A 10,613-nucleotide genomic window follows, 5' to 3' on the forward strand; every position below is an offset into this window, starting at 1 on the left:
GATGAGACCACTGCACGGTGGAGCCCCGAGGGGCGGCTGATCATGCCGCCGGTCGATATCGCTCCCCGGGGGTACGGGACGGTGGCCGGCACGCCTGAGCAGTGGGCGGAGCTGCTTGGCGAGGTCGCGCGTTCCCCGAAAATGGCGCTGGTGGTGGGGTTGACCATCGGGGGCTTGTACCTGCGGCCGTTGGGCCGGCAGTCCTACATGGTCCAGATCAAGGGCGGATCGTCGGAGGGCAAGACCACCACGCTGATCTGTTCGGCCAGCCAGTTCGGGCGCCCCGAGCCCGATGGGGTGATCCGCTCGTGGTCGGTGACCAAGCAGGGTCCCGGCTCGTGGCTCAGGTCCCTGCACTGCTTGACCGGGTTCCGTGATGAGCTGGGCTCATCGGCGATGCGCGCCGATCAGCTAGAGGCGTCGATCTTCTCCTACCTGCAAGGTGCGGAGCGGGACTCAGCCGATCGCAGCGGTGAGCACCGCGATTCCCAAGGGTCCTGGCGGGGCTGTCTGGCCTCCACCGGCAACGAGTCGATCCTGTCGCAGATCGCCAATGAGGGCATCGCCGCGCGGGTGATCGAGGTCAGTTCTCCGCTGACCATCGATGCCGAGCACGCCGAGCGCGTCGAACGGCTGGCCTGTCAGGTCTACGGCCATGGGTTGGCCGCGGTCATCGAGCGGGGCCTGAGGCCCGGGGAGTTCGCCGAGCTGGCCGCGCGATGTCTTGCCGAGATGGGCGCCCCGGGCGGCGGGGTGGTGCGCCGGCTGGCCAAGAGCTTGTCGTTCGGGGTGGCCGGTGCGGTGATGCTGGCGGAGCTGGCCGGGGTGCCGGCGCTGGCCGACGCCGCGCGGGCGGCGGCCGGCCCGATCCTGGAGGAGCTGGGGGCGCACCTGATCGAGCGCGGGGCCGATCCAGGCGCGCGACTGCTGGCGGCGGTGGCCGATGCGATGGCCGCGCGGCCGGGCGAGTGGCCGACTCGGCACGGCTACGAAGCGATGATTGCCAATGATCGCTATCCGCGCGAGGTGGCCGGCTGGGACCTGAGCAGTGACGAGGGAGTGCCCGCGGAGGTCGCGGTGATTCCGGCTGCGCTGCGGCGCATCGCGGCGGAGGCCGACATCAAAGACGTCACGATCGCCCTGCAGAACCTGAAGGCCCGGGGTCTGCTGCATGTCCAGGCGTCCGGAAAGAAGGGCCGGGTGGGCTATCAGGGCATGGTCAAAGTCGCCGGCAGCGCGAAGCGGGCGCATCTGTTGTCCGGGCTCGTGCCGGTAGAGGTTGACGAGCCAGACACCCAGGAGATCCCTCAGGAGCAGCCGGCGCAGGGCTCGACCGGCGAGCCGGTGCAACCTACGTTGGAGTTGGTAGCCGAGGCCGCCCCATCTGCGCTGGAGCCCGAAGCGGAGGAGCCAGCGCCGCATGGCCAGCCAGAGCCGGGCATGCCCACCGACATGGCGGTGGAGATGCCCCCGCCCCCGGGCAGCACGGCGGAGGAGTTCACCGCGGTGAACACCGCTCCCCGCGCGGCCGACACCTCCGCGGCTGTGCCCGCGAGCAAGGCGCCGGTCAGCGAGATGAACGCGTCGAACGACGACCCGCCGGCGCCGGCCGGGCGGGTGCTCGCGCTGGCGGCGGACGCCGATGGGCTCTACACGTGCGACGGGGAGAACCTGACCGCGGTGGAGGCCGGCCCCGCGTTCGACTCGTGGCCGGCCTTCCTGGAGGCGGTGGCCGATCTGATCGGCTCGGGGTCGATCGCCATCACCGCACAGCTGGCGATCGGCCTCGGCTACCCCGAGGCCCCGAGCGTGGCCACGCCGGGCAGCCGTACCCGGGTGCCGGGCACGCGGAGGAAGAAGAGCGCGGAGGCCCCAATCCCGCGGGCGATCAGTGAGGCGGCGGCGGCCGGCTGGCAGTGCTCACGTAAGGGCATCGGGGCCTGGACGAGCTGGTTTAAGGCGGGGAGCTCGCTTCAGGTTGCGGTGATCGATTGGCAGTCGCGCGAGCACATCCAAGCTCAGTGCGCGCTGTATCTGTCGCCGGCCGATACCGCGATGGAAGCGGCGTATCTGCTGGCTCGGTACCGGTCCCTGACCGGGGTTCCCTTCGCTTACAACGCCGGCAGCTCCTTCACGACGATGATCCGTGAGCGGTACGAGCGCGGCCGGCGCGAGCCGGGCGCCCGGACTCCGTTGCGCAAGTGGGACGGGGCTGGCACGCCGGCGAAGTCTCTGCGTCCGCGGGAGGTGCATCTGGTCTGGCAGCGCCCGATCGAGCTGTGGACGCCGGAAGAGCTCGCCGCGCAGTACGTGATCCCCTACGACAAGGTGTGGGCGTATCTGGGGGCGATCAACTCCGCGAACCTGGCATGGGACCCGTTGGAGCACGCCGGCGTCGACGCCGGCTTCCAGCCGGGCCGGGCCGGCTATTGGCTGGTGGGCGGGAGCTGCCAGCCGTTTGAGCTGTTGCCGGATCTGCTGTTCCGCACGGCGGCGGACGGCACCGGACCCGTCTGGCGGGAGACCACCACGGTGGCGTTCGCGCTCAAGCACGGACTGCCCGCTGAGGCGCTGATAGACGCCTACCTGGCCCCTGAAGCGCCGGCGCCGGCCGGACGGGTGCGGCCGGGCCGCAAGCAGGGCCAGAGCCATACCGGCCGGATCACTAAGGAGATCGCCGAACGGCTCGGGGCCGCGCTGGCGAGCCTGCCGGAAGGTGAGGGCGTTCCGGAGCTTCCGGCCGAAGAGGAACGGGTGCGCCGGGCAGTGAAGGCCACCTATGCCGAGGGGTACGGCATGCTGGCCCACGGCACTGCGTGGGTGCAGCGCCCGGACTGGACCGATGCCGTGGTGGCCACGGCGCGGACCACGCTGATCCGCAAGGTCGTGGAGATCGGCCGGCAGAGCGGCCGGTGGCCGATTGGGATCACCTCGGACTGTGCGTACTACGCCACGGCGAGCCCTGATCCGGTGAAGGAGAACCCCGGGTTCCCGCTTCTGCAGCGCGGCCGGCCGGCGGAGCTGGGGCTGTATCGGACCAAGAGCGCTGACATCATGACCGCCTCCGACTGGCGGCGGACCAAGCTCGGAATGGAGGAGTAGGGCCATGCCGAGCATGCGCGGCAAGCCCAAGGGTCTGCCGGACGCGGCCTACGCGTTGTTCACCGGCCGCTCGGAGAGAAGCGAGCCGAAAACGACACAAGGCCGCACCAATGAGATCTTGGAGCGGGCACAGGCGGAGGGCCTCAGCCGCGGGGAGGCCAAGAGCCGGCTCGCGGCCTTCATCGGGGTCAGCGTGCGTACCATCGAGCGCTACGCGTCCGGCCGCCAAGAGGCCAAAGACACCCGGAGTCGGCAGAGCGCCACCGGCCTTCACCAGGCGCTGCGAGACAGCCGGATGGGTCCCTCTCGCCGGCAACAGGTGAGGGCCGCGGCCACCGGGGAGCCGCAAGATCCGGTCTCGCCGGTCAGCGATCTGGGCATCTCCCAGAGCGCCGATGGGCACGGGGACTTCTCCCAGGAGGCCCGCAACACCGCCGGCGCGGCGCGGGCCGATCTCGACAACGGGTTGACGATCACGGGGAAGGTCACCGTGTCGTCGGACACCAAGGAGCGGACCCTCACCTTGGGTAAGTGGGTGCCGGACGGCGAGCTAGATCACCTGGCGGATGTGTTCGTCCAGCACGGTCCGGGCGCGGTCGCCGCAGAGATCAACCGGTTGATCAGCACCTACTACGTGCAGGGCATGACGATCGACAACATCACGTCGATCTACTTCAACACGATCAACGAGGAAGGCTGAACCATGGCGGCACACCCCACCGCGCGGCAGGCCGGGTTGATCCGGGCTGAGGGCGCGAGCGCAGTCTTGCGAGGGCGAGGGGCGGACCTGGCCGATCACGTGCGGAGGGTCGTCGATGATCCGAAGCTGGCCAAGGTCTGGCATGCGGCAGCGCCGGAGGCTCACGCTCAGGTCCTGGTGGATCAGGCCGGCTCCGCCTACAGGTCCGGTGCCCTGTCGGTCCTGGCGGCCACTGAGGAGCACGTGGAGCAGGAGTTCTACGCCTCGGCGATGCTCGACTACGCCCACCACCACAGCATCGGCTCCGATGACGTTCACCCCGCGGCGCTGGCAGCGCTGGCCAGCTCGCTTGCCTTCGATCGTGAGGACGCGGCGGAGGGCTTGGTGCTGCGGACCTTCGTGATCCTGGCGGTCCTGGAGGGCCGCGCTCGCGACGGCTGGACCTGACAACGCGCCGGCGAGAGCCGATCAGCCAAAGGTCCTGGAGAGTGCTGCCCTCCAGGACCTTGTCATGAGCCGGGAGGCGGGGGCGGCTGGTCGGGTGAGCATCCGCCGAACTCGTTGACGATGGTTCCGGGCGGGCACCACTCCGGCACCGGGGGCGCCTCGGTGGGGCCGGTGAAAGGCAGCTCTGTGGAGGCGGCCGGCGTCGGCGAGCGGGCCGGCCGCCGCGGAGCGGTGGTGGTTGCCTTGGGCGCCGGCACGCGCTGGGTGACCGTCACCGTGGGGCGGGGACTGGCCGGCGAGCCGACCGGGGTACGGCTCACGCGAGGCGATGGGCTGGCAGCCGGCGGGGTCGAGGTGATCGGGGCGGGGAGCCGCTCGCGGATCGTGACGGTCACGGCCGGGGTAGGGCTGGCATCGGCCGGCGCCGCGCTCGGGGTGGCATCCGGCCAACCCAGCAGCACGCCGACCCCGACTAAGAGCAGGGAGCCGACGATCAGCGCGGCGCGGAGCGGGCTGATCCTCGGGGGGTCGGGCTCCCAGGACTCAGGCGGGGGCGTGGGAGCGGAACGCATGCGTGCGGACGGCGGCGGGGTGGGCTCGGGTGGCCAAGGGCCGCCGGGGGGAGTAGTCATTTCGACAGAGTGCCATGACTTGTGTCATTTGGTCAGTAATGAGGCACATGGGACACAAGGTGTCGCGCGGAATCGCTCGCCATACGACGCGGCGAGGCCCCTGCCCCGAGGTGGGCAGGGGCCTCGCGCGAGGCGATCTATTGGCCGGTCTGCTGGCGGATGTAGGCGTGGCAGGCACCGTTGCGGAAGTCGCTCCGGGAGAACAATTGATCACAGCGGTTGTGCATCGCCTCGTTCAACGTGGCCCCGCTCGCCGGCGGCGGCGCCGGCCGGGGCCGGGGCCGACTGCGGGGCCGGGGGTGCTCTTCTGGGGTGCGGCGGCTCTTCGGGGCGGCCGGCCGGGAGGTCGAGCGCGCCGCCGGCCGGGGAGCAACGGCCGGCGGATGCGGGCGGAAGGTCGGCCAGCCGACCACCGGGCGCGACGGCAGCGCCGGCCGCGTGCTTGACCGTGGTGAGCTGGTCGCGCGGGACGGCTTCGGCAACGGGCTTGCCGTGGGGCTCAGGGACAGGTCGGGGGGAACCAGGTTGTCTAGGTACGGCCAGTCCTCCGGATCGGTCGCCGGCGCCGGAGTGAAGGCGGCAGCACGTCGGCTGGACTCCCGTGGTTGCTCGCTCGGTTCGCCCACCGACAGGGACGGCAGCGCCGGCCAGCTCGGGGCCGCGACCGACGCCGGCGGGGAGCCCTCCGGCCATGCCGAGATGATCGAGATGAGGCCAGCCAGGACGAGCACCCCGACCGGGATGGCGACCTTCCGCCACTCGATCATGGGACGTTCGCCGTGCCAGGGCTCGGGGGCCTCCGGGGCGCAGTCGTCCCCTTCCGGCGGGGGCGTCTTCGGGCGTCCCCAGCGGGGGAGAGGGTCGGGTGGAGGAGGGTACTGCCCTCTGTCAGCACTCATGTAACTAACAGTAGTTAGTTCACTACAGTTTCGCGCGCTTTGGGATCTTCCCCCACATACCGGCCCCTGACCAGCATGGAGCCTCTCCCACGGCCACCCTGGAGACCATGCACGAGGCCGATCCTTCCTGCCCGCACCGATGGGCCGTACCCGTCATCGACGGCATCGCCCGCGCGGTGATCTGCCCATGCGGAGCGAGCTGGAGCCGCCGGGAGGATGTTCCGGCGGATCTCGCGGTGCGCCTGGACGCTCGCCTTGGTCCCGAGGCATGGCCATGACGAAAGGGCCGGCCCCCGAGGATGGGACCGGCCCTTTGGCGGTGGGTGATCGGCTACCGGGTGCGATCCCGGGCGATCCACCGATGCACCGGACCGAGGTCCTCCTCAGCGCGGCGGATGCGGGCCTGAGCGGCTCGGGCCTCGTGATCGTCCTCGCTCCGCACGCCGAGGCTCTCGGCGTGCTCAATGGCCTCGCTCAGCTCGCGCATCCGGGCTTTCTCCACTGGGGTGGGCTTGAGCAGTCCCATGTCAGCCTCTTCCGTGGTGGTCAAGTGCTTCCTTCGGCTCCATTGAATCTCCTTCTACATCGCGATGATGAAGGCGCTGACCCACAGCCAGCCGATATGCCATGCCTGGTCGAGCTGGTAAGACCCTCCCGGAACCTGATCCCAATACTCGGTTTTCCCGAGCCGTACGGCCAGCGCTCGCAGCGGAGGGCGCCGGTCGGCCCACGCGTGGGTCAGGGCGTTGACCGTCAGGCCGGCGAAGACCCATCCCCCATGGAATCCGAGATCAAAGCGCAGCTCGACCGCGAGCAGGGCCGCGGCCAGGGTCATGGTGTAGGTGAGTACGTGCGAGAGGTTAGCTCGCCAGCCGGCCAGGCCGGGGCCGGCCTTGTCCCGGGCGTCGCTGTGGCGCTGGACCCAGTGGTCCGCCACCTGATGGGCGGCGAACATCGTGACCAGTGCGAGGCCGAACCGTAGGGCTTCTAAGTGCATCATGAAAGCGGTTGCCTTTCCGTATCTGCGAGGTGCGGGGGTGGTGATCAGGGGTGCGTCCGGGCCGTCTTCCCGGACGCGCCTCTTCTGTTGACTGCTCGTGACGTCTCGACTTCTAGATTTCTAGACGTCTGAGCATCTAGACGTCTAAAGATCAATCGAAGTGCAGGTCACCATCGCTGGTGTAGCTCGCGCCGGTCCCGTCCCGGTTCTCCGTGACCTTGATTGGCTTATCCGAGCGGACCTTGCGGCCAGCCGCAATGACCGTCTTACCACCGGTGGCGGTCACGGTCTTGCCTCCGTAGTGCTTGCCTCCCACCGTGACGCCCTTCGTCTTCTCGGTGTTCTTGTCCTTGCTGCCCATCGGGGCCTCCATTCGAGTGGGGATCTTCAGTCGGTAGGTGGACGGGGCATGCCCGGTCGTTCAGTGATCGTTGAGCGTGGCGGTCAACAGCTCTCGGTGGGCGGTGAATATCTGACCGCCGCGGATCTCGACATCGGCGGTGAGCTGAGCGAGGTTCTCGGCCCTCAGCCAAGCCGCGCGCTTGGCGTCATCGCCGCCGACCAGCCTCGGCAGGTCTTCAGGCCCCCGTACGGCCAGCACCGTGATGGACGGGACGGTGACCATCCATGACTCATCGGAGGCCCGGGGGTCGGGCACGTAGCGGGCCGGTAGGGCCTGCCAGGTCTCATCCTCCAGGTGCAGGCCGGTCTCTTCGGCCAGCTCCCGGATCGCCGCGCGGGTGGGGTCCTCTCCGGGGTCCACGTAGCCGCCGGGCAGGGCCCACCCGTTGCCGTCGGCCCGCTCGATCATGGCCAGCCAGCGCCGGCCGCGGGGATCGGTGGCCAGAGCTATGGCATCGGCGCAGAGCTGTTCGCCCCAGTGGCCGAGCTCGCCGCGGCCGTACCGTATCCGGGTGCGCTCGCACGGGTTGACCGGGCGTCCGTTGATCACCTCGAAGGGGATCGCGGCGCGGGCCTGGCGGTCGGCCCAGTCGATGCGGGTGGGGTCACACTCAGGGTCGGCCCAGTCCGCGCCATTCCTGATGCCCTCGAACACGCTGGGGTGGGTGAAGGTGCGGGTCTCAGAGCCGGGCAGGGCGCGACGGAGCACGAACGTCGCGTTGTAGGTCCAGCGCATGCCCCGCATCCCGCCATAGACGCTGGTGAGATCGCTCTTGTCGATGTGGTGGGAGACGACTTCCCAGCCTCCCGCCAGTTCCCTGGTCAGCTCTTCGTTGATCGCTTCTGCCCGCTGTTCGGTGATCGCGATGAACCGGTGCTCATACATGGTGATCTCCCTTAGATCGCGTCGCGCATCTCGATCAGGCGGGCAAGGGTCCGCTCCGTCAGGTACTGGCGGTCGGCGTGCTCGTCATTGAGCTTGGTCTCCATGTGATCGATCAGCTCCGACAGCGCGGCCCGGATCTCATCCAGCGTCGGCCTGGAGCGGTACTCATCGGGGCGATCGTCGTCCGGGCCGATCTGGATGGGAGCGCCGCTGTCGCGGTAGCTCTCCGCTCGTGCCCATGCCTCCCATCGGGAGGGGGCAGCGTCGCGGACCTTGTCGGCGCGGCTTTGTGCGGTGGAGCGGGGCACCTCCAGTGCAGCGGCAAGCAGGGTGTAGGTGCCTCCGGCTGCGAAGTGCTGGCGGACTAGGGCGTCTCGGAGTCCCTCCAGTCGGGGGGTCAGCTTGGTCTCCAGGTGGGAGAGTGCGGTGCCGATCTCAGCAACGGCTTCCGTCCCCCGGGCGTCCCATGCGCCAGAGCGGAGCCGGTCGAGTGCCCAGAAGATCGTGTCGGCCCAGTCGGCGAGGAATGCCGCATCGGCCCCGAGATGCTTGCCGGGCAGGGTGATGACAACCGCTGTGCTGCCGTCGTCCTGCTGGACGAACTTGATGTCAGACATGGGGATGATCTCCTGTCCTCGGTGTGTACGATTTTTCGTACGCTCTGTCTTCCTCCACTTCATACGAAATCTCGTACAAGGTCAAGGAGGGAAAGCTCAATCTCACCGCTAGGTGACGTCCAGACGTCTGGACGCCAAGCAAATAAGGGACTGACCAGCGAATATAAGAAAGGGCCCGCATCGGGCCCTTTAGCTCTTACAAGTCCAACGCGGTGCGCAACGCGATGTCCACCCGCTCCTGATCCTCCGGACTGAGCCGGCCCCGCGGTGTGCGAAGCCGCTCACGACGGACCGCCGTGATCATATCGAGCCGGAGCAACGCCGGCAGCGGATCGGCGATCGGCACAGTGACCAGCGTCTGGGGCGCTGCACCCGCGGTGTCGATCGGCGCCACCATCACCATGGGCGCGGAGCCCGCCAGCGCGTCATGACTGACGATCAGTACGATCCGGTCCTCTCTGCCGATCGCCCGGCCGATGCCCTCAATCGTCCAGATCTCCCCGCGCCTCACGCGGTGGCCTCGCCAGTACCCGACTCCTCCGCCTCGGCGACCTCCGCCCACTCGGCATCGGCCGGCAGCGGTGTGGTGGCCAACTGTTGGCTCAGCACCGCCGAACGCAGCGCGCGAGCGATGTAGGGAGAGATCTGCATACCCGCGGCCTCCGCGGAGGCCCGCACCGCCGTAGCGAGGTGATCCGGCAGGGTGATTGTCATCTTCTCGTATGCCATACCAACCACCATACTCAGATACAGCTCATTCTCAGGATCAGGAAACCCCCCTTTCCCCACGCGACAGATCCGCCGTCGCCTGTCACCATAGGCACGTAGACGTACAGACACCCAGACGTCTCGATCCAGGAGAAGAAAAAGGAAATGGCAATAAATGGCACTCCTCTATGGTTAATAGCCATGCTCAAAGGGGGAATCCGTAAGTCCACCACAGCAATGATGACTGCATTTGACCTCGCCGAGAAAGGCGAGGATGTTCTCGTTGTCGATGCGGACCACGGAACTCAGGGAGTTACCCACTGGGCCACTCTCGTATATGCAAATGGTGACGAGCTTCCTTTCCACGTGGTCCAGTGGAGCCCAAGGATGGGCCTTCTCGTGCCTTTCATTCAGCTCCACCAGCGCGAAACCGGGGCCGGCCGAATCATCGTGGACATCGGTGGCGAGGCCCCCGAGGTGCTCCGCCAGGCCGTTCTCGTCGCGGATCACGTCATCGCCCCCGTGGGCGCGGAGAAGTACGAGCTCAGCCGTCTCGCAGCCACTGACTCGATCGTCAAGCCGACCGGAGTCCCGATGACGGTCCTGCTTACCCGGGTCCCCAAGGCCGGGGTCGGCCGCGCGAAGGAGGCCCGCGAAGAGGTCGAGGAAGCCGGCTATCGGGTCTCTGCCGTCGAGATTGAGCAGAACCGCGAGATCTACGCCGACGTAGTCGGACAGCTTCCCAAGACCACCGGGGCGTACTCCCAACTGGTCGATGAACTCCGGGCACTGGAGGCCGCACGGTGACCACCTCCAAGAGCAAGGGGAAGATGTTCATTCCTGCCGGCGGCGGCGCCACTGCCCCGACCGCCGATGAGGCCCTCGCCGAGGCTGAAGCCCAGACGGCCGGAAGTCCAGAGGTCAAGAAGTCCAGAAGCCGAGGCGTCCAGACGTCTAAGGCGCCGGCCACTAAGGCGAAGAAAGCTGATGACCGTACTGCGTTTACCTGGCGGCTCACTCCTGAGCAAATTGAACAGCACGACGAACTAATGCTGCGAATCCGGAAGCAGACAGGACAGCCCCGGCTAGATAAAGCAACCGTTTTGGATGCCCTCGTGACCCTCGCAGAACAAAATCAGACAACGTATCGTGCCTTGATATCCAGGCTTCTGGGTGGCTAGGCGTCTGGAGCTCTGACCGGTTCCCGGAGTTCTTCTCCG

General features: G+C 68.2%; 13 protein-coding genes. 5 read left to right on the top strand and 8 right to left on the bottom strand.

The features are described 5' to 3' along the window. The first annotated feature begins 42 nt into the window (after positions 1 to 42). The 3 genes from IEZ08_RS38230 to IEZ08_RS38240 all read left to right on the top strand — a co-directional run bounded on the left by IEZ08_RS38230 (position 43) and on the right by IEZ08_RS38240 (position 4,249). Positions 43 to 3,102 carry a DUF927 domain-containing protein gene (locus tag IEZ08_RS38230; protein WP_189244156.1) on the top strand — a complete coding sequence of 1,020 codons (3,060 nt, stop codon included), beginning with the start codon at positions 43 to 45 and terminating at the stop codon, positions 3,100 to 3,102. A gap of 4 nt (positions 3,103 to 3,106) precedes the next feature. Then, positions 3,107 to 3,802: a hypothetical protein gene (locus tag IEZ08_RS38235; RefSeq protein ID WP_189244157.1), complete on the top strand. Its 696-nt coding sequence runs from the start codon at positions 3,107 to 3,109 to the stop codon at positions 3,800 to 3,802. Positions 3,803 to 3,868: 66 nt separating this feature from the next. After that, the gene (locus IEZ08_RS38240) at positions 3,869 to 4,249 is read left to right on the top strand and encodes a hypothetical protein (RefSeq protein ID WP_189244158.1); all 381 of its coding nucleotides are present in this window, start codon (positions 3,869 to 3,871) and stop codon (positions 4,247 to 4,249) included. Between the two features lie 62 nt (positions 4,250 to 4,311). On the opposite strand, the gene IEZ08_RS38245 is transcribed toward IEZ08_RS38240, so the two are convergent. The 8 genes from IEZ08_RS38245 to IEZ08_RS38280 form a co-directional block, all read right to left on the bottom strand. Beyond that, positions 4,312 to 4,821 carry a hypothetical protein gene (locus IEZ08_RS38245; RefSeq protein WP_189244159.1) on the bottom strand — a complete coding sequence of 170 codons (510 nt, stop codon included), beginning with the start codon at positions 4,819 to 4,821 and terminating at the stop codon, positions 4,312 to 4,314. 1,290 nt (positions 4,822 to 6,111) lie between these two features. Continuing rightward, positions 6,112 to 6,330 carry a hypothetical protein gene (locus tag IEZ08_RS38250; RefSeq protein ID WP_189244160.1) on the bottom strand — a complete coding sequence of 73 codons (219 nt, stop codon included), beginning with the start codon at positions 6,328 to 6,330 and terminating at the stop codon, positions 6,112 to 6,114. A gap of 30 nt (positions 6,331 to 6,360) precedes the next feature. Beyond that, positions 6,361 to 6,780 carry a DUF3307 domain-containing protein gene (locus IEZ08_RS38255; protein WP_189244161.1) on the bottom strand — a complete coding sequence of 140 codons (420 nt, stop codon included), beginning with the start codon at positions 6,778 to 6,780 and terminating at the stop codon, positions 6,361 to 6,363. A 151-nt stretch (positions 6,781 to 6,931) separates the two neighbouring features. Then, positions 6,932 to 7,141: a hypothetical protein gene (locus IEZ08_RS38260; RefSeq protein WP_189244162.1), complete on the bottom strand. Its 210-nt coding sequence runs from the start codon at positions 7,139 to 7,141 to the stop codon at positions 6,932 to 6,934. Between the two features lie 60 nt (positions 7,142 to 7,201). Further along, entirely contained in the window at positions 7,202 to 8,068 is an 867-nt protein-coding gene (locus IEZ08_RS38265; RefSeq protein ID WP_229803950.1) for an NUDIX domain-containing protein, read from the bottom strand. 11 nt (positions 8,069 to 8,079) lie between these two features. Beyond that, positions 8,080 to 8,685 carry a hypothetical protein gene (locus tag IEZ08_RS38270; RefSeq protein WP_189244163.1) on the bottom strand — a complete coding sequence of 202 codons (606 nt, stop codon included), beginning with the start codon at positions 8,683 to 8,685 and terminating at the stop codon, positions 8,080 to 8,082. Between the two features lie 196 nt (positions 8,686 to 8,881). Beyond that, positions 8,882 to 9,196, bottom strand: a complete 315-nt coding sequence (locus tag IEZ08_RS38275; RefSeq protein ID WP_189244164.1) for a type II toxin-antitoxin system PemK/MazF family toxin — start codon at positions 9,194 to 9,196, stop codon at positions 8,882 to 8,884. Next, positions 9,193 to 9,414, bottom strand: a complete 222-nt coding sequence (locus tag IEZ08_RS38280; protein ID WP_189244165.1) for a hypothetical protein — start codon at positions 9,412 to 9,414, stop codon at positions 9,193 to 9,195. The genes IEZ08_RS38275 and IEZ08_RS38280 overlap by 4 nt, the downstream gene beginning before the upstream one ends. 180 nt (positions 9,415 to 9,594) lie before the next feature. On the opposite strand from IEZ08_RS38280, the gene IEZ08_RS38285 reads away from it, so the two are divergent. Together IEZ08_RS38285 and IEZ08_RS38290 are read left to right on the top strand one after the other, a co-directional pair. Further along, positions 9,595 to 10,200: a ParA family protein gene (locus IEZ08_RS38285; protein ID WP_189244166.1), complete on the top strand. Its 606-nt coding sequence runs from the start codon at positions 9,595 to 9,597 to the stop codon at positions 10,198 to 10,200. Further along, positions 10,197 to 10,574: a hypothetical protein gene (locus tag IEZ08_RS38290; RefSeq protein ID WP_189244167.1), complete on the top strand. Its 378-nt coding sequence runs from the start codon at positions 10,197 to 10,199 to the stop codon at positions 10,572 to 10,574. Before IEZ08_RS38285 ends, IEZ08_RS38290 begins: the two co-directional genes overlap by 4 nt. The last annotated feature ends 39 nt before the right edge of the window (positions 10,575 to 10,613 follow it).

This window comes from Planobispora rosea (assembly GCF_014648175.1).
Lineage (GTDB): Bacteria > Actinomycetota > Actinomycetes > Streptosporangiales > Streptosporangiaceae > Planobispora > Planobispora rosea.

Bases quoted from the DNA above. Each gene is read 5' to 3' on its own strand.
- IEZ08_RS38260 (WP_189244162.1), bottom strand. From the start codon at position 7,141: ATGGGCAGCAAGGACAAGAACACCGAGAAGACGAAGGGCGTCACGGTG.
- IEZ08_RS38265 (WP_229803950.1), bottom strand. From the start codon at position 8,068: ATGTATGAGCACCGGTTCATCGCGATCACCGAACAGCGGGCAGAAGCG.
- IEZ08_RS38255 (WP_189244161.1), bottom strand. From the start codon at position 6,780: ATGATGCACTTAGAAGCCCTACGGTTCGGCCTCGCACTGGTCACGATG.
- IEZ08_RS38285 (WP_189244166.1), top strand. From the start codon at position 9,595: ATGCTCAAAGGGGGAATCCGTAAGTCCACCACAGCAATGATGACTGCA.
- IEZ08_RS38270 (WP_189244163.1), bottom strand. From the start codon at position 8,685: ATGTCTGACATCAAGTTCGTCCAGCAGGACGACGGCAGCACAGCGGTT.
- IEZ08_RS38230 (WP_189244156.1), top strand. From the start codon at position 43: ATGCCGCCGGTCGATATCGCTCCCCGGGGGTACGGGACGGTGGCCGGC.
- IEZ08_RS38245 (WP_189244159.1), bottom strand. From the start codon at position 4,821: ATGCGTTCCGCTCCCACGCCCCCGCCTGAGTCCTGGGAGCCCGACCCC.
- IEZ08_RS38235 (WP_189244157.1), top strand. From the start codon at position 3,107: ATGCCGAGCATGCGCGGCAAGCCCAAGGGTCTGCCGGACGCGGCCTAC.
- IEZ08_RS38280 (WP_189244165.1), bottom strand. From the start codon at position 9,414: ATGGCATACGAGAAGATGACAATCACCCTGCCGGATCACCTCGCTACG.